This is a genomic window from Zobellella maritima (genome assembly GCF_003075035.1).
Lineage (GTDB): Bacteria > Pseudomonadota > Gammaproteobacteria > Enterobacterales > Aeromonadaceae > Oceanimonas > Oceanimonas maritima.
In genome coordinates, this window is record NZ_QCZE01000008.1 from 1 (window position 1) to 24420 (window position 24420).

At 57.8% G+C, this 24420-nt stretch carries 24 protein-coding genes, 1 rRNA gene and 1 riboswitch; of the genes, 14 read left to right on the forward strand and 11 right to left on the reverse strand.

Annotation, left to right across the window (positions count from 1 at the left end; translation table 11 throughout):
* Positions 1-66, reverse strand: a 16S ribosomal RNA gene (locus tag DCS96_RS17905); the annotation flags it as partial.
* A 596-nt stretch (positions 67-662) separates the two neighbouring features.
* Here DCS96_RS17905 and DCS96_RS17910 point away from each other — a divergent pair.
* Positions 663-1127, forward strand: a complete 465-nt coding sequence (locus tag DCS96_RS17910) for an RNA recognition motif domain-containing protein (RefSeq protein WP_116475779.1) — start codon at positions 663-665, stop codon at positions 1125-1127.
* A gap of 15 nt (positions 1128-1142) precedes the next feature.
* Here DCS96_RS17910 and murI read toward each other — a convergent pair whose 3' ends face one another.
* Positions 1143-1934: a glutamate racemase gene (gene murI, locus DCS96_RS17915; RefSeq protein ID WP_116475780.1), complete on the reverse strand. Its 792-nt coding sequence runs from the start codon at positions 1932-1934 to the stop codon at positions 1143-1145.
* A 251-nt stretch (positions 1935-2185) separates the two neighbouring features.
* A complete protein-coding gene (locus DCS96_RS17920) occupies positions 2186-4009 on the reverse strand; it encodes a TonB-dependent receptor domain-containing protein (RefSeq protein WP_116475781.1) in 1824 nt (607 codons plus the stop codon).
* 39 nt (positions 4010-4048) lie between these two features.
* A riboswitch (cobalamin riboswitch) is annotated at positions 4049-4244 on the reverse strand.
* A gap of 185 nt (positions 4245-4429) precedes the next feature.
* Between DCS96_RS17920 and DCS96_RS17925 the strand changes: the two genes are divergently transcribed.
* Positions 4430-5758: a sulfite oxidase gene (locus tag DCS96_RS17925; protein WP_116475782.1), complete on the forward strand. Its 1329-nt coding sequence runs from the start codon at positions 4430-4432 to the stop codon at positions 5756-5758.
* A 9-nt stretch (positions 5759-5767) separates the two neighbouring features.
* The gene (locus DCS96_RS17930; protein ID WP_116475783.1) at positions 5768-6136 is read left to right on the forward strand and encodes a hypothetical protein; all 369 of its coding nucleotides are present in this window, start codon (positions 5768-5770) and stop codon (positions 6134-6136) included.
* On the opposite strand, the gene DCS96_RS17935 is transcribed toward DCS96_RS17930, so the two are convergent.
* Positions 6130-6657, reverse strand: a complete 528-nt coding sequence (locus tag DCS96_RS17935) for an ATP--cob(I)alamin adenosyltransferase (protein ID WP_116475784.1) — start codon at positions 6655-6657, stop codon at positions 6130-6132. The genes DCS96_RS17930 and DCS96_RS17935 overlap by 7 nt on opposite strands.
* A gap of 138 nt (positions 6658-6795) precedes the next feature.
* On the opposite strand from DCS96_RS17935, the gene trmA reads away from it, so the two are divergent.
* The gene (trmA, locus tag DCS96_RS17940; RefSeq protein WP_116475785.1) at positions 6796-7896 is read left to right on the forward strand and encodes a tRNA (uridine(54)-C5)-methyltransferase TrmA; all 1101 of its coding nucleotides are present in this window, start codon (positions 6796-6798) and stop codon (positions 7894-7896) included.
* Positions 7897-7975: 79 nt separating this feature from the next.
* Here trmA and DCS96_RS17945 read toward each other — a convergent pair whose 3' ends face one another.
* The 3 genes from DCS96_RS17945 to DCS96_RS17955 are packed head-to-tail and all read right to left on the reverse strand — an operon-like array spanning position 7976 to position 10278.
* A complete protein-coding gene (locus DCS96_RS17945) occupies positions 7976-8290 on the reverse strand; it encodes a YdbL family protein (RefSeq protein WP_232818318.1) in 315 nt (104 codons plus the stop codon).
* A 9-nt stretch (positions 8291-8299) separates the two neighbouring features.
* Positions 8300-8479, reverse strand: a complete 180-nt coding sequence (locus tag DCS96_RS17950; protein WP_116475786.1) for a YnbE family lipoprotein — start codon at positions 8477-8479, stop codon at positions 8300-8302.
* Between the two features lie 2 nt (positions 8480-8481).
* Positions 8482-10278, reverse strand: coding sequence for a YdbH domain-containing protein (locus DCS96_RS17955; protein ID WP_232818320.1), 1797 nt, complete (start codon positions 10276-10278; stop codon positions 8482-8484).
* A 116-nt stretch (positions 10279-10394) separates the two neighbouring features.
* On the opposite strand from DCS96_RS17955, the gene DCS96_RS17960 reads away from it, so the two are divergent.
* Complete coding sequence (locus DCS96_RS17960; protein ID WP_116475788.1) at positions 10395-10751, forward strand: DUF2500 domain-containing protein; 357 nt, start codon at positions 10395-10397, stop codon at positions 10749-10751.
* On the opposite strand, the gene DCS96_RS17965 is transcribed toward DCS96_RS17960, so the two are convergent.
* On the reverse strand, positions 10732-11160 hold the full coding sequence (locus DCS96_RS17965) for a DUF411 domain-containing protein (RefSeq protein WP_116475789.1): 429 nt from the start codon (positions 11158-11160) through the stop codon (positions 10732-10734). The genes DCS96_RS17960 and DCS96_RS17965 overlap by 20 nt on opposite strands.
* Positions 11161-11333: 173 nt before the next feature.
* Here DCS96_RS17965 and DCS96_RS17970 point away from each other — a divergent pair, with 173 nt between their 5' ends.
* Complete coding sequence (locus DCS96_RS17970; protein WP_116475790.1) at positions 11334-11723, forward strand: SirB2 family protein; 390 nt, start codon at positions 11334-11336, stop codon at positions 11721-11723.
* A gap of 36 nt (positions 11724-11759) precedes the next feature.
* Here the strand turns inward: DCS96_RS17970 and DCS96_RS17975 are convergent, their stop codons facing one another.
* Positions 11760-13292, reverse strand: a complete 1533-nt coding sequence (locus DCS96_RS17975) for a M14 family zinc carboxypeptidase (protein WP_116475791.1) — start codon at positions 13290-13292, stop codon at positions 11760-11762.
* A gap of 199 nt (positions 13293-13491) precedes the next feature.
* On the opposite strand from DCS96_RS17975, the gene DCS96_RS17980 reads away from it, so the two are divergent.
* On the forward strand, positions 13492-14451 hold the full coding sequence (locus DCS96_RS17980; RefSeq protein WP_116475792.1) for a helix-turn-helix transcriptional regulator: 960 nt from the start codon (positions 13492-13494) through the stop codon (positions 14449-14451).
* A gap of 73 nt (positions 14452-14524) precedes the next feature.
* Positions 14525-15601 (forward strand): cell division protein FtsZ, encoded by a 1077-nt coding sequence (ftsZ, locus tag DCS96_RS17985; protein WP_116475793.1) that lies wholly within the window; start codon positions 14525-14527, stop codon positions 15599-15601.
* Positions 15602-15619: 18 nt separating this feature from the next.
* On the opposite strand, the gene DCS96_RS17990 is transcribed toward ftsZ, so the two are convergent.
* Together DCS96_RS17990 and DCS96_RS17995 are read right to left on the reverse strand one after the other, a co-directional pair.
* Positions 15620-15859 carry a sodium/glutamate symporter gene (locus tag DCS96_RS17990; RefSeq protein ID WP_198650128.1) on the reverse strand — a complete coding sequence of 80 codons (240 nt, stop codon included), beginning with the start codon at positions 15857-15859 and terminating at the stop codon, positions 15620-15622.
* Between the two features lie 293 nt (positions 15860-16152).
* Positions 16153-17289, reverse strand: coding sequence for an endonuclease/exonuclease/phosphatase family protein (locus DCS96_RS17995; RefSeq protein ID WP_116475795.1), 1137 nt, complete (start codon positions 17287-17289; stop codon positions 16153-16155).
* A gap of 72 nt (positions 17290-17361) precedes the next feature.
* Here DCS96_RS17995 and DCS96_RS18000 point away from each other — a divergent pair, with 72 nt between their 5' ends.
* From DCS96_RS18000 to DCS96_RS18025, 6 genes are all read left to right on the forward strand, one after another.
* Positions 17362-17664, forward strand: coding sequence for a DUF3634 family protein (locus tag DCS96_RS18000; RefSeq protein ID WP_116475796.1), 303 nt, complete (start codon positions 17362-17364; stop codon positions 17662-17664).
* 137 nt (positions 17665-17801) lie between these two features.
* A complete protein-coding gene (locus DCS96_RS18005; protein WP_116475797.1) occupies positions 17802-18488 on the forward strand; it encodes a hypothetical protein in 687 nt (228 codons plus the stop codon).
* A gap of 304 nt (positions 18489-18792) precedes the next feature.
* Positions 18793-19398, forward strand: coding sequence for a transcriptional regulator BetI (gene betI / locus DCS96_RS18010; protein WP_116475798.1), 606 nt, complete (start codon positions 18793-18795; stop codon positions 19396-19398).
* Positions 19389-20852, forward strand: coding sequence for a betaine-aldehyde dehydrogenase (gene betB, locus DCS96_RS18015; RefSeq protein WP_116475799.1), 1464 nt, complete (start codon positions 19389-19391; stop codon positions 20850-20852). The genes betI and betB overlap by 10 nt, the downstream gene beginning before the upstream one ends.
* Before the next feature lie 178 nt (positions 20853-21030).
* Complete coding sequence (betA, locus tag DCS96_RS18020) at positions 21031-22716, forward strand: choline dehydrogenase (RefSeq protein WP_116475800.1); 1686 nt, start codon at positions 21031-21033, stop codon at positions 22714-22716.
* 395 nt (positions 22717-23111) lie between these two features.
* Positions 23112-24329, forward strand: coding sequence for a BCCT family transporter (locus DCS96_RS18025; RefSeq protein WP_116475801.1), 1218 nt, complete (start codon positions 23112-23114; stop codon positions 24327-24329).
* Positions 24330-24420 lie beyond the last annotated feature (91 nt).

The window sequence follows — 24420 nt, forward strand, 5'->3', positions numbered from 1 at the left end:
CTCGACTTGCATGTGTTAGGCCTGCCGCCAGCGTTCAATCTGAGCCATGATCAAACTCTTCAATTAAAGATTTGATACTCAATGAATTGCTGAAGTGTTTGTGCACTTCGACAGTCATTGAAAAACACTATTTTTTTGTTTCTCAACCCTGCGAGTGCCCACACAGTTTGCTTGATAAGTTGTTAAAGAGCGTTGACCGCTTTCGCTGGTCAGGGCTGCGTATTCTACGCAATCCGTATTGTTCGTCAAGCGTTGAATCAAACTTAATGTCGTCCGTTTTCAACCCTTGTGACCGTGAGCGCCTTGCCCCGTGTCAGTGGATGCGCATTATAGGGACCGGCGGATTTTGCGCAAGGGCTTTTTTGTGAAAAACAGCACTTTCATGTTCATTTGCTTATACTCCAAGCAAAAGCACAACTTAGTAACAGAGTTATACACAAAGCAAGAATAAATCCGCTTATTATTCGGTCATATTTCACCCAGCTCGTTCAATGCAATAATCCGATGATCACATTTTTTGCTTATTTCTGCTCGTCAGCTTGCCATATGAGGCTATGCTAACTTTGATACTGGGCCGTAAGTCGTAGATTTCTTTGATGAAGTCATTCTTCACCGGGTTATGGCGCAGCTGATATCCATCTTCATATGAGATTAGATTGCCAATGAAGCTATCCCGATTTCCCGTTTATATTCAGTCGGCCATCGCCGCCCTGGTACTTGCCTTAATCGGCTATGTACTACTTTCCATGGTTAACCCGGCACTCGATGCCCCATTACTGTTCGCCTTGGGGTTGCTGCTCGGCGGCTTTTTGGCTCCCCTGGTAATCCGCCCTCCCCAAGCAGAGGAAATTCCCACCACGACCCTTTATGTAGGAAATTTACCCTACCGTGCCAATGAGGCCTCGGTGCGGACCCTGTTCGAAACCTTTGGTCAGGTGTTATCGGTACGTTTGATGAAAGATAAACAAACCGGCAAACGACGCGGCTTCGGATTTGTCGAAATGCCGGCCGATGCCGCCCGGGCGGCACAGGCAGCCCTTAACGACTCGGAATTCCAGCAACGGACCCTGAAGGTCAGAGAAGCCAACGAACGAAAAGAAGAGGAGGATGAAGAAAAACAGCAATAACCCCGACAACGGCTCTCAAGGTGTAAACAGCCGTAACTTACCGAACCCCTCCCCATGAAAGGCCCTGGCTTGTATCAGGGCCTTTGCGGTAACGGTGGTGCAAAAGATCTGCCCCGGCGGCGCTGTCTCGGTTTGGGAAGCCCCCTCCAATAAGCTGCTGACCCGGCGGGCAATAGCCTGACCCGAGTCCACCAGGGTTACATCAGGCAACAATTGCTGAATTTCCTCTGACAGCAACGGGAAGTGGGTACAGCCCAGTACCAGGGTATCGGGCCCGGCATCCCCTTGCCAGGGTGCAAGTATGCGAGCCAGACGCGCCAGCTCGACCGGCTCCCCTGCCAGTTTGTCTTCCGCCATCTTGACCAGTTCGGTCGTACCCAGCAGGCTGACCTCGAGATCGGCGGCAAAATTTTGGATCAATTCGGCGGTATAACGGCGGGCCACTGTCCCCGGCGTCGCCAGAAGGCCGATCCGTCCCTTCCCCTGGTTGCGGCTGTGCTCTGCCGCCGGCTTTATCGCCGGCACCACACCCACCACCGGCATGGTGAGCGATTCCCGCAAGGCGGGTAACACATAGGTACTGGCGGTATTGCAGGCAATCACCGCCAGATCGACCTTGTGCTGTCGGGTAAAAGCGGCAAACAGTTCCACCGCCCGCTCGACCAGCCGCTGCTCGCTCAGCTCGCCATAGGGAAAGCAAGCGTTGTCGAACAGGTAGAAGTACTGGTGTGCCGGCAAAGCCCGATGCACTTCCCGGTAGATGGACAGGCCGCCCATGCCGGAATCGAAGATAAGAATGTTTGCCACTGGCTGTCCCCGAAAAACCAGCCGCTATGATAACGCCTAAAGGCGGGGATGAAAAAGCCGGCACTGAGGCCGGCTAAAGATAACAAGTACATTTTCAGATGTAGCTATAAAGCGGTAAAAGGGCCAGCTCAGCCGACACGCGACACGTACCTCCATGTATGCTCAGCCGCGTCATCCCTGACACGGATGGTCAGCAGAGCTAATCCCTTTCAACACCTATCGGCATCACAGCTGCCTGTAAAAAGCCACTATCAGAAACGATAATCGGCGCCGACATAAAACTCCATATCGGGCGCATCGAAGCCATTAACCACCTGATAGTCCTTGTCGAACAGGTTGTTGACCTTGCCGTTCAGGGTCAGCTGCTGGGTCAGCGGGTAACGGGCACCGATATTCCAGATGGTGTAGGACGGCAGCATTACATTGCCGACATCGGAGCGCTCTCCCACATACAAGGATTGAACAAACCACGAGGTGTTCAGCCAGTCCGCTTCTCCCTGCCAGCTGGCCTTACGCTTGGCACGACGTAACAACTGCTCATCATTGTTGTTGCGATCCTTTGCATCGGTGTATTCCAATACCACCCTATGATGCACCGGGCCAGTCGCTGCCTTTACCACAAGCTCGGCGCCTTCGATAAGGGCATCAGTATTTTCAGGAGAGTTAACCGGCAGGAAGGTATCCGTGTCAAAAACTATCAGGTTATCGATCTCGTTACGATAGAGATTCAGCTCCCAATTAAACACATCATAATCACCGGAAACGCTCAGCTCCCAGTTTTCAGATTCTTCCGGCTTTAATGCCAGATTGCCTCCAAACGGAGAATACAAATCCACAAAATTGGGAGCTCGATAGGCAGTACCGTAGCTCAAGGTAGACTTATGCGCATAGGGTAGAGCCAATGAAACAGCACTTTGCCAGGTGCCATGGGTGCCGAACTGTTCGTTATCATCCACCCGACCGGTCAACTCGACAGAAAGCGGGGACCAGGTCTGAAAAATGGAAGTGTAGACACCGGCGTTCTCACGGTTGGGTGCTTCAAAAGAAGCTCCAAACAAACTTGAGCCGTCAAGAAGCTGCTCTTGCTGCCAATCCACACCAGCCAGAATATAGCCTGTGGACGAATACTTATATTGCGCCATCCCGGCCAGTCGGCCAATGCCAGTGGCAATTTTTGCCGCACTCGCCTTACCTTGGCTATCACGCCAGGTTTTCAGCTCGGTTTCGCCATAACCGGCATCAAAGCGGACATACAGCTGTTCACCCGAATAGCTGAGTGCTCCATCCGTCTGATAGGTTTGCCTTTCACTCTCGTTGGCTGAGGTGCCAAAATCAAAGGCATTGGTGAAATCAAACTGCGATTTGTTGTTCCAGCCCATCAATGAAACATCGGCAGTCCAGTTATCATCGATATTATGGGTCAATCCCAACTGGCCATTAAATTGCTCGAAGCCATCTCTATCCGGCTGCATTTCTGTCGGCCTGACATCGTAGCCTCGGGTTTCCCGGTAGCCACCGGCCAGTTGCAGATGGGTATCTTCACCAAGCCACTGATTGACGGAAAGATTACCTTCGTAATAATCGTTGCTGCCGGCCGTTGTGCTGACCAACACTTCATCGGCATCGGAGGTGGTGATCAGGTTGATCACCCCCCCGATGGCGTTAGCGCCATAAATGGCAGCACGGGGACCCCGGATATACTCTACCCGTTGAATACCGCTAACCGGAAACTGACTCCAATCGACACTGCCGGAAACGGATTGGGCAACGGGTCGCCCGTTGATCAGGACCAGGGTATGGTCAGACTCGGTCCCCCGGGTAAACAGGCTGGTCTGATGCCCCAGGCCCCCGGTTTGGGTACCGAACTGGATCCCCGGCAAGGCGCTAAGCAGCTCGACCACAGACTTAGGCTGTCGCCGATCGATTTCGGCCTTGGTGATCACCTCGACCGGCGCCAGTACGGTGGCCTTGGGCTGCTTGATGCGGTTGTAGACGGTGATCTCGGTGGAGTCGGAGGAATTTTGGGCAAAGGCCGCCCATGGCAACAAGCCTGCTGCCAGCCATTTCTTATACATTGATTGCTTCCCTAGTACGCGTAGTCATGCCAGCAGGCCCTTCCTGTTGGCTCTTTGGCAGGTATTCGGGCTTGGAGGCTCTGGCCTGAGCCCACCTATGACGACGGCTTCCCACCTTTCGGCAGTGCCCGGGCACCCCCTGTCGTCTTCGTTCCTCCACACCGCTGCGCGCCAGCTCCGGATTCTCACCGGATTCCCGTTTATGCCTGTCGGCACCAAAGCGGGGGCATTATAGGGAAAGCCTGTCTGACTGTATATGCATTGACTCGGCACAAGAGTTCACGATTCATCATAAAAATATATATGATATAGATCTCAATTAAGAGAAGTTTATATATCGACAAAAAATCACCGTTGCTAGGCTGGCTCCACGTGGATCAGGCTATAAATAAAACAAAAACCACATGGAGAAGAGACAAGATGTCCAACGATAACAAGCAGTCCAAGCGAGGCCTGCACGAGCTGTACGGAGAAGACCCGATCAAGGCTGATGAACTGGTCTGGGACCGAGAGACAGATCCGGACAGCCGCCGCGGCTTCCTAAAGCGCAGCGGCCTGCTCGCCATGGCCACCGCCCTGGGAGCCAGCATTCCCTTCGCCAACAACATGCCGGCCGGCCTTATCCCCGCGGCCTTCGCCCAGTCTGACGAGCCCTTTACCCTACCGGGCAAGGAAGGCCTGACCATACTTAACGACAGACCCATCAACGCCGAAACTCCGCCTCATCTGTTGGATGACGAAGTCACCCCGGCCAAGCACATGTTCGTGCGCAACAACGGCCTGCTGCCCAATATGAAAGATCTGGACCCGGCCGGCTGGACCCTGGAAATCGCCGGCGAGTCCTGCGAAAACCCCACCACCTTTACCATTGCCGAGCTGAAATCCCGCTTCAAACACCATAGCTACCAGCTGACGGTGGAATGCGGCGGCAATGGCCGCAGCGAATTTGTGCCGGCGGCCAGCGGCAACCAGTGGACCACGGGCGCGGTGGCCAGTCCCAAATTTACCGGGGTGAGACTGCGGGATGTGCTGGAAGCCTGTGGTATCAAGAAGGATGCAGTCTATATCGGCTACTACGGCGGCGATCTGCACCCCAGTGGCGATCCCAGCAAGGAAGCCATCTCCCGCGGTGTGCCCATGTCCAAGGCACTGGAAGACGAAACCCTGATCGCCTGGGCCATGAACGACGAAGACCTTCCCTACCTGAACGGCCATCCCCTGCGCCTGGTCTGTGGTGGCTGGCCCGCTTCCACCTCCGGCAAGTGGCTGAAGAAAATCGTCGTTCGCAACAAGGTGCATGACGGCAACAAGATGGCGGCCCCTTCATACAGCGTACCTAAATACCCGGTCGCACCCGGTACCCAGGTGCCGAATGAAGATATGGAAATCATCGAATCCATGCCGGTGAAATCTCTGGTCACCTTTCCCAAATCCGGCATCAGCCACAAGTTGGGTGAGCCTCTGCTGGTTCGCGGCCACGCCTGGGCCGGGGATCTGGAGGTGAAAGAGGTATTGGTGTCCATCGACTTCGGGGCCAGCTGGCAAAAGGCCGAACTGCGCGCACCGGCCAATCGCCTGGCCTGGCAACACTGGCAGACCCAGCTGGATTTCCCGGAAAACGGCTACTATGAAATCTGGGCCAAGGCTGTCGACAGCGAAGGCAAGGCGCAACCCATGGTGGTGCCTGGCTGGAACCCCAAGGGCTACCTCAATAACGCCTGTCACCGCATCGCAGTGCAAATTGTCTAGGAGGTCGTGATGGCATACCCTGCCGCCTTAGGTTTGTTACTGCTCGGGCTGACATCGACGTCGCCCCTGGCCGCCGAGCTGGATCCCCAGACCGGATTCAAGATAGCACCGGGTTGGGAAACCGTACGCAACAACTGTACCGCCTGTCATTCCTCCCAGCTGGTGACCCAGAACAGCGGCAGCCGAGAGCACTGGCTGTCGCTGATCCGCTGGATGCAGGATAAGCAGGGATTGTGGCAATTTGACGCCAATACCGAGCAGACTATCCTGGATTATCTGAGCAGTGAATATGGTCCCAAGGCAGACGCCCGCCGTCCGCCACTCAGGGCTGATCAGTTGCCGGAAAACCCCTACCGTCAGCCGGCACAGACTCAGTAGTTGATACTGATATAGGGCACTTCTTCGGTGCCCAGCCGAGCCTTGATAAAGACGGTCAGCACAAAAAAGAAGTTGGCCAGCACATTGGCAAAACGAGGCAGGGTTTCGTCGAAACGCCTGCCCTCTTCTTCCAGCCGCACCAGCATGCGCACTATCTTCTTGCCGGTACAGCGACACAGGTGCAACTGAGGCACCGGCGCCGGCCCCCTGGGCAGAACAAAGCCGTTTACCCGCCCGCTCGTCGCCTGCTGATAATGGCTGTACCTGTCCTTCAGCCAGGCGATATCCTGTTCAAAGATACCGTTCTTGCCCCGCACCGAGCCGTTGAGGTTATAGATCAGTGGCTGCAACCGCTCCAGATCGGCCCTGATCTCGTCAAAGCCGTCCGGCAGCTGCGACAGCACCACGCCGATATGGCAGCACAACTCGTCGGTGAGAATTTCATAATCACAGGTGAGCCGGGTCTCGTAGATAAAGGGATAGCACCACTCACGCAGATCCTCAGGTTTTTTACGCCGCATCTTTTTCTCGCCCTTCCGCTAAAGGGCCAGTCTGGCAAAAGGTATCGCTCGGAGCCAGTTCTTTCCGGGCTGGCCAGAAACTGGACAAATCCGCCGCAGGCCTTAGAATTTGCGCTCCGTTTTAAAGTGAGGCTAGTCATGAGCACAGAGGTCAACCCGCAAACCTATCAGGCACAGTTGGATGAAAAGGCCGACCGGCTCCGGGACAGGTTCGCCCCCTTTACCCCGCCGATGCTGGAAGTGTTTGCCTCCGAACCCGAACATTACCGCATGCGCGCCGAATTCCGGGTGTGGCATCAAGGCGACGACCTCTACTACATCATGTTCGATCAGGCCACCAAACAAAAATACCGGGTCGATACCTTTCCCGCCGCCTCCATCCTGATCAACCGGGTAATGCCGCTGCTGCTGGACGCACTCAAGCCCAATCCGGTACTGCGCCGCAAGCTGTTCCAGGTTGATTTCCTGTCTTCCCTGAGCGGCGAATTGGTCATCAGCCTGCTCTACCACCGCCAACTGGACGATGCCTGGCACGACGCCATCCAGGGGGTGCGCCGACAACTGCACGAACAGGGTTTCAAGGTGGATATCATCGGCCGTGCCAAGAAGCAGAAATGGGTGGTCGGGCAAGACTATGTGGTCGAAAGGCTGCAGGTCAACGGCCGCGAGCTCGTCTACCAGCAGGTGGAAAACAGCTTTACCCAGCCCAACGGCAAGATGAACGAACAGATGCTGGGCTGGGCACTCGACGTCACCCGTGATGCCCGGGGCGATTTGCTGGAGCTGTATTGCGGCAACGGCAACTTCTCGCTGGCACTGGCGGCCAACTTCCGCCGGGTGCTGGCGACCGAAATCGCCAGCTCGTCGGTCAAGTCGGCACAATACAATATCGCCGCCAACGGCATCGACAACGTCACCATACTACGGATGTCGGCCGAAGAGTTTACCCAGGCAATGCGCGGTGTACGCGTGTTTCGCCGGCTGCAGGGCATCGACCTGCAGGACTACGAGTGCAACACCATACTGGTGGATCCGCCCCGCGCCGGACTGGACGAGGAAACCGTCAAACTGGTGCAGGAATACGACAACATCGTCTATATTTCATGCAACCCGGATACCCTGCAGCAGAACCTGGAGACACTGTCCCAGAGCCACAACATCAGCCGCTTCGCCCTGTTCGACCAGTTTCCCTATACCCATCATATGGAAGCCGGTGTCTACCTGACCCGCAAAGCCTAAAGCAGAAAAGAGCCGGCAGGCTCTTTTCTTTTAGCAAATCTGTACGGCGAGCTCGCCGCTCCGACAACCATCCCTGCGGCTATTTACGCCGCCAGCTGCCATTGGCCAGCTGAATATACTGCCCTCGGGGGGTTCGCTCTATATTCAACTGACCAGCCCGGCTCTGTACCACCGCCAGACTGGTATTATTACGCCTGGCAATGTCCTGATAGCTGGCCAGCCGTTTCCTGTTGATATCCGCCACTATGGCATTGACCTCGGAGCTTGAGGTCACGGCACCGACCAGACCGTTCAGCTGCTCGCCAATCAGTCCCTGCTGCTTGGCCTGCTGCAAATCCAGCGCCCATACCGACCAGCTCAGGGTGGTCACCAATAACAGTACTAACCAACGCATAGGCCCTCCTTAGAACAGCTCTTCTTCTTCGCTAAACAATTGTTCCAGCTCACGGTCGACCTTGATGCGGATCTCGTGGTCCACCTTCACATTGAGGTTTACCGTAATTGGCTTGTCCGGCACTACCACCTCTACCCTGGGGGTACAGGCCGTCAGCCAAACCAGGCTCATCAAGAGCAGCATCTTCATGGTCACTTCTTCTCCCCCTGTAACCGGGACGGCAAGCTTTCACTGATATCATGCGCGAATCTCAGGCTTGTCAACAACTGTAACAGGTTTTCCTCGTGGTGATAATTCAAGTTCACCGGGTGGTCCTGGCCCATCACGGGCGCATGCCCCGCCAGACGGCTGTCAATCACCGCCTCGCCGGTGGGTCTCATGCTGATGCTGGCATCCAGCCGTTCATACCGCAGGTTCTTGAGCATACCCAGGGTCAGCGCCAGCGACAGGTTGTCTTCTGCCGAGGCCAACAGCTCCTCTTCTGCCTGGTAAGACAACCAACCGTCCCGGCTGTACATGCGACCATTGCTGACCGATATACCCTGCCGATAGACGAAGGGTAAGCGGCCATGCAGCCGGCCGTCTCCCGACAGGCCGGTTACCGCCACCTGGGACAGCAGCTGTGCCAGGGATATATCGCTGAGGTGCAGCTCGCCGCTGAGCTCCGGACCCAGCGCCATCGGCGACACTGCCAGCTGCCCCCCCAGCAGACGGGCGGTCAGCCCGGACAACCAGGGCCGTCCCCGCTCAAGGCGGAAGGCCGCATAGATATCCGATACCTCGACACCGGGGTGGATACGGGCTATCGACAGGCTATTGGTGCCCTGACTGCGCCAACCCGCCTGGCTCCAGCTGAGGTTAAGGTGCCCGGCCGCCCCCTCGGCCGCGATCCCCCGATAACTGAAGGCGCTATCGGCAGCCGACATCGACAGCCGTATCGATAACTTGGGGTTCAGCAGATCGGCCGCATCCAGGGAAAAGGTCAGCGTTCCCGTCGCCGGCTCGAAATCCGCCGGCACCGCCAGCCAGCCGGCCAGCCATGCCCAGACCTCCGGCAGGGAAAAGCTCTGCTCCGCCACCGTCAGCGCCAGTCCCTGGGGCCGGTAGCGCCAGTGGCCGAGCAGTGACAAGTCGTGCCCCAGATGGGCGCGGATCTGCCCCTGGTGATCAGCGAGCCCGGCCATATCCAGCTGGACCGACTGGATCGGCAGCCGTGTTTGCTGCCAACGCGCCTGGGCCCAGTCCAGCTGCAGTTCCAGCGCTTCCCGGGTCGACAAGGCCCGCCGCGGGCTAATGCGCAGCCCCCGAATATCCGCTTCTTGCCAGCGCAGCCGCGGCACCCTCAGGCTGGAGCCAGGCAATATCTGCCAGCCTTGGGGGCCGGAGATGGCCTGTACCGCCAGCTGCCAGTCGCCCTCGACCGGAGACGGCAGCTCTCCCCCGGCCCGCAGCGCCAGGGGCTGGCCGGGCAACCATTCCCCGGACACCGCCACTACTCTGGGAAGCAGGGGATGCAGTGCGCCGGCGGGGATATCGCCGCGCCAGCGCCAGCCGTCTTCCCAGGGCTCCAGCAGCAGGCGCAACTCACCCGGCCCGGTCAACCACTCCAGCTCGATACGTTGTGCCCGATGGCGTAACCTGGCAGCCCCCTGCACCCTGCCCTGCGGAAGGTGCAGGGTCAGCATATCGACCTGGAAATCGATGGGCGGCAGAGTCACCAACAGGGAAAGGGCTTGCTGCTCCCCCTCACTACCGGCACCGCCACTGCGGGCACAGGTCAGATCGAAACGCAGGCTGTCGGCATGCCCCTGGATCCGTCCATCGGCCAGGATCAGCCGTATCCCGTCGGCCCCTTCCCGGGGACAGGACGGTACCCGGCTGGTCTGCAATTCAAGCCGTGCCGACAGCCAGTCCGGCAGCTGTGGCTGAGCGTTCGCCCAACCGCCCACCAGCAGCAGTAATAGCGCAAACCCGTGCCGCATATTCATCGCCACCTTTCACTCCCGCCAAAAAATGCATGATTTGGCGTCAATTGTTACCATGAACCACTCAGCTGTCCCGCTGGCTGCAATAATTAAATAAGCAATACAGAGGAGACCGGAGCATGGACCAGTTCGTGTTATGGGGCATTATTGCCTTTGCCGTCATAGTGCTTGGCCGGCGGTTATACGTCTATTTTCACAATAGCAGGCAATCCCATCACAGCCTGAGGGTGCGTATCGCCGGTAAACACAAGCGACAATACCGGCCGCGACGAAGCAGCGAGCAGACCGATACGCTATCGAAAAAATGTGATTATTACGTCAGTTTCAGTCCCCTGGACGGGGGCGATGAACGGGCATTCAGGGTCAGTGAGCATTTATTCGAACAGCTGCACGAAGGCAATACCGGCGTACTGGTCATAAAGGGCAGCCGTTTTATTGCCTTCGAATCCGACGAGGTTATCCTGGATAACGACTGAATACCGCTGTCTGGTCACCCTCGCCAAAACTCAGCACCTCATAGGGGATTCCCGGCATATCCATGCCGGGGGCACTTTGCGGCATCCCAGGTATGGTCAGCCCCTTCACCGCCGGCCTTTGCTCCAGCAGGCGGCGCACATCGGCGGCAGGCACATGGCCCTCGATCACGTAGCCGTCGATCAGGGCGGTATGACAGGAAGCCAGCCCCGGTGTCACGCCCGCCCCGGCCTTGATCGGGGCCAGGTTATCGCTGTTGATCACTTCCAGCTCGAATCCTTCGGTGGTCATATGTTCAACCCACCCCTGGCAACAGCCGCAGGACTCGGACTTGTATACCGTCATCTGCGCCGCCAGCACTGGGCCGGCCAGCAGGCTCAAACCCAATACACCCCATGATACTCGTTTCATCTGTTCCTCCTCGGCGTAGTCATACCGGCAAAATACTCCTATTCGACAGGCAAGCAGATTTCCAGGACCCGGAATTGACCTGCCTCAGTATCCAGGGCAATGACGACAGGTTATGCTGACACGGCTTCAGCGCTATCATGCATACATTCTAACATCTTCACCGGAGCCTGCTTATGTCCTACCTCGCCGTCAAACACGCCCATATGTTGTTTGTCATGATCAGTATCACCCTCTTTATGCTCAGGGCCTGGCTGGCGGTGCCCTCGCCCGCCCGAATCCAGAACAAGGTGCTTAAAATAGTGCCTCACATCAATGACACCCTGCTGCTGCTGTGCGGTATCTGGCTGGCGATACACATCCACCAGACTCCCTTTGGCAACAGCCCCTGGCTGACCGCCAAGGTCATCGGCCTGGTGCTCTATATCCTGGTGGGTACCATTGCCATCAAGCGGGGCAAGACCCAGGGCCAACGCCTTGCCGCCGCCCTGGCGGCAGTCGGGCTGTTCGCCTATATCTTCGGCGTCGCCATCAGCAAATCTCCCTTGTCCTGGCTGGCACTGTAAACAGAATGACGTGCACGACGCCCGCCGTGCACGTCGTCAGGGGGTGATTACCGGAAACACCGGAAACTCGCCCTCTGCCAGCCAGTTCCACTCGCTTTCCTGGTACAGGGAATTGGCGGATCTCGGGTCCAACATCAGCGCCGCCAGCGGTCCCATCGGCTGGTCCGTCGGCACCAGCAGATCCCCCGCGCTCAGCTCAGCGCTTATGGGGGTGGCCTGCACTACCGCCTGCAGCTTTTCTCGCACCCCCGGCCTGGCTTTGGGTTGCACGACCAGCCGCTCGATGACCAGCTGCTCCATGGTCACCCGACGCGGGGCTTCGAGCACTTCAAACTCGATATGATGGCGCCTGAGCCAGTCTGCCATCCGGGCCTGCTCTCGGGTAATAGCATAGGCCTCCGCCAGCCGAACCGGCTCGTCGGTGGCAATGGCATCATGGTTGGGGAAGCTGTACATTTTTCGCTTGCCGTCTTCCATCCGGACCAGGGGCAAGGACACCACGGGCTCATGCATGTTGACCTCGAAGCTCACTGCCATCCACAGGGTCCGACCATCTTCGGCCGAGGAGTTCCACTGTTGCCGAGCCTGGCGTGACAACCGAGTCACCCGGTCCGCCTCATCGGCGATCAGCCCGAGCATCTGCTCCATGCTGATCAGCTGCTTGCGCACTCGTTCGGCGATATTACGCGGCGAATCGTAGCGGCCCTGTTTATTATCCAACCGGTTTTCGACCAGGATCGAGATCCGTCCCTGCATGGCGGCATAGTTGCGCAGGTTGGTAATACCCAGTCCCCCCCGGGCCACCGACTGCTTGAGGTCGGTAATCTCGCCCCGATAGCGTACCGCTGGCAGCCCTGAAGCAGACACCCTTTCCAGCAGGGCGGGCAACAGATACTGCTCGGTATAGCAGAGCAACTCACCGTCGATATTCGGGTTGTTGCCCATATCAAACTGGGCATCGACATCGGTCAGATAGCCCTGTTCCTTGGTCAGGATGCGCTTCCAAATTCCGGACTCGTGCGCGTCATACACCACATCCGGATCGAAGCGATGCAGGGCATCCACCAACAGCCGGGTCTCGCCCGCATTCAGCGCCACATAGTCGATATTCGTGTTATCCATGCTGGCATTGTAGCGGGAAGAAAGATCCCGGCCATCCGGATTGGCCATGGCCACCAGCACCAGGTTGAGTTTATCCAGCAACTCACCGTGCTCGCCTGCGACCAGTTGTCGCGCCAACAGCTGTATCGCCTCAGCACTGGACGGCTCATTACCATGTTGAGACCCCAGCAACAGCACGGTCGGCTTGCCCTGCTGCGGAGAAAAGCCGGTCAGGAAATCATTGGAATCTGACACCAGCAGGGCTTCTATGGGCCTGCCACCGGCAGACCTGCCCAGCTCGACCAACCGGGCCTGAGGCGACAGCTCGTCCAACACCGTCAGGTAGGCACTGATTTCCTGACTGCTGGGCAAGGCGTGCTGTGCCGATTGTTCAAAAGGGCTCGGGGGAACCGGCTCGGCCAGGGTCAGGCTGGAGCAGAACACCAACAGACTCAGTAGTACCTTCATGATATCCCGATAAGCTGGTTGTAATTCAGCTACTTATAGTCTCAAAACCGGGTTCGGCGCAACGAGATTTATGCGTCAGGATCAGACCATAGACGGGAGCCTGTAGAAAAATGGCGACACTCCCCAACCAAAACATTGCGACAAAACTTGTCACAACCTGCGCCTAGGATACAATCATCCCGAACGAGAGGGCATAACCATGAGTAAGAAACTGCTGAGACAACTGACCCTGGCACGCTGTGTTCCTTATCGTCCCTACAAGCTGACGGCTCGCCAGCTGCAGGAAAAACTGGAAGAGGAAGGCATCCAGGTAAGTCTGCGCACCGTACAGCGGGATCTGGAAGAAATGTCAGGCATGGGATTATTTGATCTGACTTCGGATGATCGCAGCAAACCGCATGGTTGGTGCTTCGAACGTAATGGTTTGAATGACTTCGCCAACTTCATGCCGCTGTCGCTGGCCATGGCGCTGAAAACCTGGAACGATCAGGCAGCCGAACTGTTGCCCGCCAGCGTACTGGCAGAACTGAACCCGATCATTGATAAAGCATCGCAGGTGATCAAGGACAGCCAAAGCGAATTGGCCAGTCGCTGGATGGAAAACGTGGTCCAGCTGTCCAAACCGTTCCCCGGCAACCCGGAAATACGCAGATCCACCAGCATTCGCGACGCCATGTGGCGCGGTCGCAAGTTCAGTGCCGAGATCAAGCGGGTGATCAAGGGGCGTACCGTCTGGTTACGCTACGAACAGGTGAACCCGCTCGGTATTGTCAGCCGCAAAGACGGTCCCATGCTGCTGTGCACCGTATCGGACATGGACCCCAAAATTTACGGCATCCCCTTCGAACATATCAAGGAAGTGGAGCTAACCAACCGTCCCGTGACCCAGCCCAGGGAGTTCAGTGTCAGCAAGCTGATCCGCGAGAAAGGGTACGAGGAAGAGGCCAAAACCATCCACTTTGTAGGCCGCATCAGCCACCAGAGCCGGGCAATACTGGAAGACTCCATTCCTGGCCACAATCCGCGATTGACCCGCTACGACAAGCAGAGCGTGATGGTCGAGACCGATGTGAAAGATTCACCCGAGTTTCGCCGTTGGTTAACAGATATGGCCGGTAAAGTAGAAATTCTGGCGCCGGAGTCCCTTAAAAACTCTTAATGTATTACCTTATAGGCGTGACCCTCAGGGGCTGACTGGTTCAGCCCCTGTTTTTTTAAGTGCGGAGCACGGGATGAACGATTTCATTTTTACTCCGGTAGAACCGGACATTGACGCTATCCACATCAAGGTAGTGGGTGTGGGTGGCTGTGGCGGCAATACCGTCAATCTGCTGGCCGACAGTACCCTGCCCGAGCATGTGGATATCATTGCCATGAATACCGATGCCAAGGCCCTGCAACAAAGCCAGGTGAGCACCATGCAGCTGGGCAAAGTCTTGACCCGTGGCCTGGGAGCCGGGGCCGAGGCCGACGTAGGCCGCCAGGCGGCGGAAGAGAGCCTGACCGAGATCCGCGAGCAACTCAACGGCGCGGATTTATGTTTTATTACCGCCGGTATGGGCGGCGGCACCGGCACCGGCGCCGCCCCCGTGGTGGCCAGGGTCGCCCGTGAGCAAGGCATCATGACGGTGGCCATCGTCACCCGCCCATTCGGCTTCGAGGGCAAAAAACGCGCCCGCGTCGCCGAACTCGGGCTGGATGAACTCAGCGAACACACAGATGCCCTGCTGGTGCTGCCCAATGACTATCTGTTAAAGGTACTGGGCGCCAACACCCCCCTGCTGGCGGCCTTCAGCGAAAGCAGCAAGGTCATTCAGAATGCGGTCAAGGGCCTCGCCGATATCATCGGCCAGACCGGGCTCATCAATATCGACTTTGCCGATGTGCGCACCATCATGCGCCAGCAAGGCAAGGCGGTGATGGGCATCGGTCTGGGACATGGCGACAACAAGGTGGAAGAAGCCACCCTGCAGGCGCTGAACAACCCCTTGCTGGAAAAAGTCGAGCTGGCACGGGCTAAAGGCGTGCTGCTCAATGTGGTGGCCTCACCCGATATCGGCCTGGATGATTTCCAGAAGATTGGCGACCGGGTCGCCGACTTTGTCGGCGAAGACACCACGGTCGTATCCGGCATCAGCCTGGATCCCGCACTCACCGACAGCCTGCAGGTGACCCTGATCGCCACCGGTATCCAGCCTCCCCAGGAGCTGGTCGCCCCGACCAGGACACAGGCCGAGGCGCCGCCCGCAGAATCCGAGCAGAGCCCCCAGGGGCTGGATATTCCCGCCTTCCTGCGACAGCGTCACTAAATAAAAAGGGCAAGCCGTTTACCGGCTTGCCCTTTTGCTGACACAGCATCCGGGCTCAGCGCACCTCGATTGCAGACCCATCATCGCCATGGTCAGGAAGATCCCCAGGCACAGGTCGCTGATCACATTGATGGCATTGTCCGGAATCTCCACCAGGGCCAACTGCTCATTGATATTGCGCAGGATAATGGCGATAAACATGGCACCGACATAGGAAGGCAAAATAATATCCAGGTATTCCCGCATGGTGGCGCTCAACCACAGGCCGCCGGGCGACCGGGGATCTGAAAGAGCGAACAGAATTGGGGATAAGGCAGGGTGCGGACAGGAAGATAGCACCAAAGAAAAAGGGCAGGCCGATATCGGCCTGCCCGGATGAAGAATTCCAGCTGATTATTCGAGTCACCAACCCGAATAACTGTACTTCGAAAGCAATCTAGGGTCTCGGGCGATATTTAATCTCTATTAACCATAAAAACCCAGCATTGATTGTTCATTGTTTGATATCGCTCCCGTTATTGCCGTTTCAACTACGAAAACCGTGAGGCCACTCACGTATCCACCGCCACATCGACCCATACCAGCCGGTGATCGGAACTTGCCCTACGATCTGGTCGGCCCCGCTTATCCCAGAACAAATAACCCAGCGGATGACCGGGCGGATACCAGTATACGCCGCTGGCCAGCACCCTTAGGCGTCGGCTGGGCAGTACATAATCGAGCCTCAGTCCCTGGCTGTGAGTCCAGTAGGCGGGGGAACCCTGTCTCCCGCTTACCCCTTTCAGCCTATAGCCGCCACGTGAGGACGGTATCCGACTGCCTCTGGCAACCTGGTAATTTAACGTCGGGCTAGCCAACAGGTTCCTGATAGAACGGCGAAAGCCGTCGCCGTCATCGGGATCGGCGTTCAAGTCCCCCAACAGCACAAAATCCGCATCGGCCTCCAGCCCTCCTGCCGTCCCCTTATCATCCACCAGATAATCTCCCCTGCCGGGATGGATATAATCATGAAACAGCCGAAGTTCATCATGATTACGGCAGCTGTTACGGCGCTCCGGGCCTTCGTCGATCGGCGGTGCCGGATGACAGGCCAACACATGCAGCTGGCGGCCACTGGGCAGCCGTACCGGCAGATCGATATGGTTTTTGGACGACAGCGGCAGAAAATCCAATGCCTCGCCGGTAAACCAGGGGCCCTCTGGGCCCAGGGGCAGGCGGGCGCCGGGCATGTCTTGCCACCGGAAGTGCTGAAAACTGCGCAGCCCATCAAACAGCAGCGGCCAGCGCGACAACACCGCAAAACCGTACTGGCCATGGAAGTGACCGAAGCCCAGGCCATCATGTGGCAGACGGGGCAATGCCTGCCCGGTTAGGGATACCGGCGCCAGCCTGCCGGTATTGGTCGGCACCAACCAGCGATACGGATAATCGAGGCCGGGCAAGCCTTTTCCTCCCTGGGCCAGGAAACCATCGCAGAAGAGTCGCAGGTGGCGGTCATCCCGGCCATCACCGTCATGGTCAAATTCGGTCAGCAACACGATATCCGGCCTGACCCGCTGCAGGATCTCGACCAGCTGGCGGATCTGCCGGTTACCACCGGCCGACAACTCGGCGGCCAGCTGCCCAGGGGCGGCCCGGTCCAGGGCCAGATTAAAGCTGGCGATACGAATTCGGTGCCGATGGTTCAATTGCGGACTTGCCTTTGCCGTTCAAACTGTCATCATCGGTGGATTCGTGCATCTTTTTCAAGGAAGAAAATCATGTTTACCGTTCTGCTTTTTACCTCCCTGGCACTATTCAGCCTGCTCTACCTGCTGCGTCGGCGACAGGAAAGCTTCTGCATTGTTCTGGAGGGCATCCAAATCCATGTGGAACGGGGCCGACCGCCCCAGGCCTTGCTCAGTCACTGCCAGCAGCTGCTGCAAAACTCCCGAACCCTGAAAGGCAGCATCCGCGGCATCAAAAAAGGGGCAACCATCAGCCTCAATTGTTCACGCAGCATTCCCATCGCCTACCGGCGGGAAATTCGGCAATTCTGGCAACAGCAGACCCGGGCACTATAACTTCGGTCAGAACATGTCTGATCTCTGTCGGGGAAAGGGACGGATGGATGAGCAAACGGGATTTTGGCTGCGCTTTCCCTTGACCCCGTTGCCGTTTAACGCTTTGCTGAACCAAGTACCCCTGTTGGAGAGATATTGTGACAAAACTCACCCCCCTGCTGCTTTGTACCCTGCTGGCGGCCTGTGCCGGCCAAGACACCACAGATACAGACAGCAAGGCGTCCGCCACACCCCAGGAAGGCACAACCGCCTCCGCTCAGCAAAGCACCCAGCAGCCCGTGCCCAAAGGGGAATACACCCAGATTGATGTCAAACGCTCCCAGGCCGTGATGGATCAGATTGCCGAAGGCAACACCGAATCCATCAACACAGTGCTGCAACAGCCCAACGACTATGCGCCGCCGGTGCTCTATCTGGTCTCGGCCATCATGTTCGACAGCGATTATCAGGATCAGGCGGTGTTCTGGTTCTATACCGCCCAGCTGAGGGCCCGCAGCGACGCCAACAAGGCACAGGATAAAACCACCCACGACGCGATCAACCAGCTCAACCGGCAATTCGGGAGGCGTATCATCCCCTACGCCACCAGCAACCCTGACCGGCTGGCCGCCATCGTCAATCAGTCCCTGGAATGGGATAGCAAGCAATCCCGTAACTATGATCCGCGCTGGATAGCACTGACGGGTAAAGACATGCTGACCGAAACCAGGGTGAACTTCGCCCCCAAGGAGAAGTGGGCCGAAATCGACGCCTTGACCCGCAGCCAGTACCGGCAGGGACTGGAACAAGCACTGGCAGAGATGCGTCAACCCGCCGAACAGTAAGCTCCATTTCATACCCACTGTGAACAGGACGCCCATGCCAGGCATGGGCGTCACTGCCGGCCCAATAACCGGTACTACCACCCCCGTCGACACCTGACTCCTGATCCCGCCCGTCTCAATTGGTGCGAGCCATCATATTGGTATCGCCTCATCAATCTGCACACCATCGACATTTGGCTGCCGCTTATAGGCAATCGCCCATCTTTTCATCACTTAACATCGATAAAAGAAAGCCAAAGGACTTGATCATTGCTCAGCTAACGAGTAGGCTGATTTTTAATTGAACAATCAATCAATAAAAAATATGCCTATTGTCGGAATAAAAGCAACACGCAGACAACAGCTGATCAACGCCACCCTGGAATCGGTGGCGGAGTATGGCCTGCAGAACACCACCATCAACAGCATCAGCCGTCTGGCCGGCATGTCATCCGGCATCATCAGCCATTATTTCGGTGGTAAGCAGGGACTGATCGAGGCGGCGGTAAAACAGTTGCTGGACGAACTCAGGCTGGCACTGCTGGAACGGACCGGAACCAGCGATATCTCGCCACAGCAACGATTGATGATGATAGTGGAAGCCAACTTTACCGAGTTTCAACGTTCCCGGCCGGCCACCAAATCCTGGCTCAGCTTCTGGGCCCAGGCCATGCACGATCCGACCCTGGCACGCCTGCAGCATATCAACAACCGTCGGTTGATCAGCAACCTGCGCTATTCATTCCGCCAGTTGCTGGATGACGACGTAGCCGGCGCGGCGGCCCGGCAAACCGCGGCCATGATCGATGGTTTCTGGCTGCGCAGTGCCCTGAGCAGCCAGCCCGAAACCGAGTTCCAGGCCGGTGAGGCCCTGTGCAAACAGTTTATTGACGACCTGCTGAAGCAGTATGGAGTAAATTCATGTCATTGATGCGTTATCAGAACTTTGTCGACGGCCGCTACCAAGCCAACGACAGCGGTGAAAGCTTTGACGTTATCAACCCCGCCACAGGTGAGGTGATTTATCAGGTTGAAGTCGCCGACGACAAAATCAAGCAGCTGGCCATCGACAGCGCCCGCGCCGGCTTCGCCGCCTGGTCCGCCATGACCGGGATGGAGCGCAGCCGCATCCTGTTGCGTGCCGTTGCCCTGCTGCGGGAACGCAATGACCAGTTGGCCGAGATCGAGGTTCGCGACACCGGCAAGCCCTGGCAGGAAGCCTCGGTGGTCGATGTGGTTACCGGTGCCGATTCCATCGAATTCTTTGCCGGCCTGGCCCCCTCCATCGAGGGTAACCAGCAGCAGCTCGGCGCCGACTTTTACTATACTCGCCGCGAGCCGCTGGGCATCTGTGCCGGCATCGGCGCCTGGAACTATCCGCTGCAGATCGCCTGCTGGAAATCCGCCCCGGCCCTGGCCTGTGGCAACAGCATGATCTTCAAGCCGTCGGAAGAAACCCCCCTCGGCGCCCTCAAACTGGCGGAAATCTTCATCGAGGCCGGGGTGCCCGCCGGGGTGTTCAACGTGGTGCAAGGTGACGGTGCCGTCGGCGCCTGGCTGAGCCACCATCCAGATATCGCCAAGGTGTCCTTTACCGGCGAAGTCGGTACCGGCAAGAAGGTCATGGCCGGGGCCGCTACCACCCTCAAAGACGTCACCATGGAGCTTGGCGGCAAGTCACCGCTGATCATCTTCGATGATGCGGATCTGGACAATGCTGTCTCTGCCGCCATGCTGGGCAATTTCTACACCCAGGGTGAAATCTGTACCAACGGTACCCGGGTGTTCGTGCACCAGGACATTTACCCGGCCTTTATGGACAAGCTGCTGGAGCGCACCCGCAACAACATAGTGGCCGGTGATCCCATGGATCCGGCCACCAACTTCGGCGCCCTGATCTCCCGTGGCCATTACGAAAAGGTATTGGGTTATATCCAGCAGGGCATCGCCGAAGGCGCCACCCTCGCCCACGGCGGCCATGCACTAGAGCCGGCGTCGGCGCCCAAGGGGTACTTTGTGGCACCGACCATCTTCACCGATTGCCATGATGACATGACCATCTGCCGCGAAGAGATTTTCGGCCCGGTGATGTCGGTGCTGACCTTCAGCGACGAAGAGGACGTGGTGCGCAGGGCCAACAACATCGACACCGGCCTGGCCGCCGGCCTGTTTACCCGCGACATCACCCGCGCCCACCGAATCATCCATCGGTTGCAGGCCGGCATCTGCTGGATCAACAGCTATGGCGCCTCGCCGGCGGAAATGCCGGTAGGCGGCTACAAGCTGTCGGGCATCGGCCGTGAAAACGGCATGGCGACCCTCAATCACTACACCCAGATCAAGGCGGTGTATGTGGGCATGCAGCCACTGGAGAGCCCGTTTTAAGCTGCATCATGATAAGCAGCCTGTAAAAGGCAAAAGGGATCGGCTCCACCAGCCTTTCATACCAGGAGGCACGGTGGGGCACCCAAGGATGGGTTTGCGGCGCGTTGGTGGAGTTGACCCTGTTGCCGACCGACAACGGAAACCGTAACGCCCGAAGCAATAGAATTCGAGGTAGGAAATGAGCAACCAGAATTTTGACTACATCATAGTAGGTGCCGGCTCTGCCGGCTGCGTACTGGCCAACCGCCTGACCGAAGACGGCCAGAACCGGGTGCTGTTGCTGGAAACCGGCGGCAGCGACAAGAGCATTTTTATCCAGATGCCGACCGCCTTGTCTATCCCGATGAACACCAAGAAATATGCCTGGCAGTTCGAAACCGAGCCGGAGCCCTACCTGGACAATCGGCGCATGCATTGCCCGCGCGGCAAGGTGCTGGGTGGCTCTTCCTCCATCAATGGCATGGTGTATGTACGCGGCCACGCCCGGGACTTCGATGAATGGCGCGAGCATGGCGCCGGTGACTGGGACTATGCCCATTGCCTGCCCTATTTCAAGAAGGCCGAAACCTGGGCCTTTGGCGGCGACCAGTACCGGGGCGGCGAAGGACCGCTGGGGGTCAACAACGGCAACCAGATGCAGAATCCGCTGTACCAGGCGTTTGTGGACGCGGGTGTCGAAGCCGGCTACTTCCATACCGCCGATTACAACGGCCGCCAGCAGGAAGGCTTTGGGCCCATGCACATGACGGTGAAGCACGGTCGTCGTTGGTCCACCGCCAACGCCTACCTACGCCCGGCCATGCAACGTCCCAACCTGACCGTGGTCACCCATGCCCTGGTCAACAAAATATTGCTGGAAGGCAAAAAAGCGGTTGGCGTTAGCTACCGGCACCAGGGAGCTGAGCAACAGGCCCTGGTCAGCAAGGAAGTTATCCTCTCCGCCGGCTCCATCGGCTCCCCCCATATACTGCAACTGTCCGGCATAGGTGCGAAAGACGTGCTGGCCAAGGCCGGCATCGAGCTTGTGCATGAGCTGCCGGGGGTAGGTGAAAACCTGCAGGATCACCTGGAATTTTATTTCCAGTTCCGCTGCAAAGAGCCGATCTCGCTCAATGGCAAGCTGGACTGGTGGAACAAATTCAAGATAGGCAGCCGCTGGCTGCTGAAGAAGGACGGCCTGGGCGCCACCAACCACTTCGAGTCCTGCGGCTTCATCCGCTCCAAGGCCGGGGTGGAATGGCCGGATCTGCAGTACCACTTCCTGCCGGCGGCCATGCGTTACGATGGCAAAGAGGCCTTCGACGGCCATGGCTTCCAGGTGCATATCGGCCATAACAAGCCGAAAAGCCGGGGCCATGTACGAGTGGTATCAAAAGATCCGCAAACGGCTCCCCAAATCCTGTTCAACTACCTGGAGCATGAGGATGACCGGGAAGGCTTCCGGGCCTGTGTCCGTCTGACCCGCGAGATCATCAACCAGCCGGCGATGGATGCCTATCGCGGTGCCGAGATCCAGCCGGGCGAGCAGGTCAACACCGACGAACAGATTGACGCCTTCGTGCGCCAGGCGGTGGAAAGCGCCTATCACCCCTCCTGTACCTGCAAGATGGGCACAGACGAGCTGGCGGTGGTGGATCCCGACACCCGGGTACGGGGCATGGAAGGCCTGCGGGTGGTGGACTCGTCCATCTTCCCCACCATCCCCAACGGCAACCTGAATTCGCCGACCATCATGGTCGCGGAACGGGCCGCGGACCTGATCCGTGGCCGGCAGCCACTGGCGCCCAGCGATGCCTATGTGAGCATCGACGACCAGTGGCAGCAACGTCAGCGAGCGGGCCAACCGGCACGCGAGCTGACCTAACACATTATATTTGAGCGTCCCTTCAGGGTTTAACTATCGCAATCGGGGGTTTGCCTGCCCGGCAGGCAAAACCTCCGACCGCGCGATACTTAAGGCCTGACTCACTCGACAGTGAGCGGAGACAATTGCTGAAAGGTAATGGAAGGGTTCAGCCATGACGACCTTCTGCGCCCAGGTCGAAAGATGCACCTGCATTTTCGACACTCCCGCCATCCATGGCGGTCAAATGACGCAGCAGAGTCCTCATGGGGCGAGTTTGCTCGCCGTAACGAGCCTTCCGTTGTCCGTCGGTGGAATGACTGTCGCCTGTAGAGTGGGTGGAATGCTCCTTTGTTTACTACAAAAGGAGAACGACCAGTGTCTATTAGCAAGATGGAAATAAACGGGGGTGGCCAATGACCGCCCTGTTATCAGCCGGCATACTGTTTACCTTCGCCGCCATTGTTTTGGTGTTGTACAAGTGGGGCAATGTACGCTGCATCGGCGTCACCCCGGTGCGCACCTTCACCTTTATCGCCATCCTGTTCACATCCGGCCTGGACGTAGGGCTGATCATGTTCCCGCTCACCGAGTTCGCCGGCTACGCGGATCTGGCGACCAACGCCGAATACGCCTTTACCAACCCGCTGGCCATCGAGTTCGGCTTCTGGGGCTTCCTGATATGGGGCTTCTACTTCCTCACCTGCTTCTACTTCTGCGTGATCGAGCCCAGGGTCGGCTTCTTCGAGCTTCCCCTGGTCAAGCTGGTCAACAACATAGTGATCATCGGCACCTGCGCCTTTACCGCCTATCTGCTACTGAGCAACCTACCCTGGTACCTGCCGGAGCTGGGCGATGGCGAAAGCCTGGTGGCCGGTTTCTACCTGATCGTGTTCGCGGTGATTGCTGCCTCCGTATATTCCAGCACCAGCCTGCGCTATGTGCGGATCCTGAGTCTCGGTACCAGCTGGCTGTTCATCGGCCTGATCGCGCTGATGTGGGCCGGCGCCTTCCTGACTGACGGTTCGGGTATCGGCGAATTTGTATCGACCTTCGCCCTGGTCGGCGACTACTTCGGCAATATCCACAGGTTCGTGTTGCCGCTCAATGACTATCATGAATTCTACCTGTACTGGTGGTTCTCCTGGAGCATCATGATTGGCCAGTTCACCGCCCGCTTTGTCGGCGGCCTGCGCGCCTGGCAGCTGCTGGCGGCCATGCTGGCATTTCCGTCGCTCGCCATCGCCACCTGGTTCAGCGTGCTCTACTATTATCACGTCAATGACCTGGCAACTGCCGGTTTCTATAACTGGGCCATGGTAGTGGTGGGCATCACCATGGTGATCAACTCGCTCGATTCGCTGATCCGCCTGTATACCGACAATCTCAAGCTGACGGTATCCCGCCTGGGCAAGACCCGCTACCTGCTCGGCAACCTGACCGCCATGTGCGTGCTGACCCTGCTGTTCCAGTTCGGCTCGCTGCAGATCCAGTGGGTCGGCGCCCTGGTCATCGGCCTGTTCTTCGCCTGCTTCGGTTATATCCTGGTGAAGAAGTTCGACCAAGTGCGCAGCATCGACGGCTCGCCAGCGGAAAACCGCATCGATTTCAGCAAGATAAAATGGGCTAACTGAGCCGCTGAAAACAACAGTCCCGGCAAGGTGCCGGGATTGTTTTGCCCGGCTACCAACACTCGCCACCTTGCGGGGCACAACAGCAGGACAC

Bases quoted from the DNA above. Each gene is read 5' to 3' on its own strand.
- DCS96_RS17910 (WP_116475779.1), top strand. From the start codon at position 663: ATGAAGCTATCCCGATTTCCCGTTTATATTCAGTCGGCCATCGCCGCC.
- DCS96_RS17920 (WP_116475781.1), bottom strand. From the start codon at position 4,009: ATGTATAAGAAATGGCTGGCAGCAGGCTTGTTGCCATGGGCGGCCTTT.
- DCS96_RS17925 (WP_116475782.1), top strand. From the start codon at position 4,430: ATGTCCAACGATAACAAGCAGTCCAAGCGAGGCCTGCACGAGCTGTAC.
- DCS96_RS17930 (WP_116475783.1), top strand. From the start codon at position 5,768: ATGGCATACCCTGCCGCCTTAGGTTTGTTACTGCTCGGGCTGACATCG.
- DCS96_RS17935 (WP_116475784.1), bottom strand. From the start codon at position 6,657: ATGCGGCGTAAAAAACCTGAGGATCTGCGTGAGTGGTGCTATCCCTTT.
- trmA (WP_116475785.1), top strand. From the start codon at position 6,796: ATGAGCACAGAGGTCAACCCGCAAACCTATCAGGCACAGTTGGATGAA.
- DCS96_RS17945 (WP_232818318.1), bottom strand. From the start codon at position 8,290: ATGCGTTGGTTAGTACTGTTATTGGTGACCACCCTGAGCTGGTCGGTA.
- DCS96_RS17950 (WP_116475786.1), bottom strand. From the start codon at position 8,479: ATGAAGATGCTGCTCTTGATGAGCCTGGTTTGGCTGACGGCCTGTACC.
- DCS96_RS17955 (WP_232818320.1), bottom strand. From the start codon at position 10,278: ATGAATATGCGGCACGGGTTTGCGCTATTACTGCTGCTGGTGGGCGGT.
- DCS96_RS17960 (WP_116475788.1), top strand. From the start codon at position 10,395: ATGGACCAGTTCGTGTTATGGGGCATTATTGCCTTTGCCGTCATAGTG.
- DCS96_RS17965 (WP_116475789.1), bottom strand. From the start codon at position 11,160: ATGAAACGAGTATCATGGGGTGTATTGGGTTTGAGCCTGCTGGCCGGC.
- DCS96_RS17970 (WP_116475790.1), top strand. From the start codon at position 11,334: ATGTCCTACCTCGCCGTCAAACACGCCCATATGTTGTTTGTCATGATC.
- DCS96_RS17975 (WP_116475791.1), bottom strand. From the start codon at position 13,292: ATGAAGGTACTACTGAGTCTGTTGGTGTTCTGCTCCAGCCTGACCCTG.
- DCS96_RS17980 (WP_116475792.1), top strand. From the start codon at position 13,492: ATGAGTAAGAAACTGCTGAGACAACTGACCCTGGCACGCTGTGTTCCT.
- ftsZ (WP_116475793.1), top strand. From the start codon at position 14,525: ATGAACGATTTCATTTTTACTCCGGTAGAACCGGACATTGACGCTATC.
- DCS96_RS18000 (WP_116475796.1), top strand. From the start codon at position 17,362: ATGTTTACCGTTCTGCTTTTTACCTCCCTGGCACTATTCAGCCTGCTC.
- betI (WP_116475798.1), top strand. From the start codon at position 18,793: ATGCCTATTGTCGGAATAAAAGCAACACGCAGACAACAGCTGATCAAC.
- betB (WP_116475799.1), top strand. From the start codon at position 19,389: ATGTCATTGATGCGTTATCAGAACTTTGTCGACGGCCGCTACCAAGCC.
- betA (WP_116475800.1), top strand. From the start codon at position 21,031: ATGAGCAACCAGAATTTTGACTACATCATAGTAGGTGCCGGCTCTGCC.
- DCS96_RS18025 (WP_116475801.1), top strand. From the start codon at position 23,112: ATGACCGCCCTGTTATCAGCCGGCATACTGTTTACCTTCGCCGCCATT.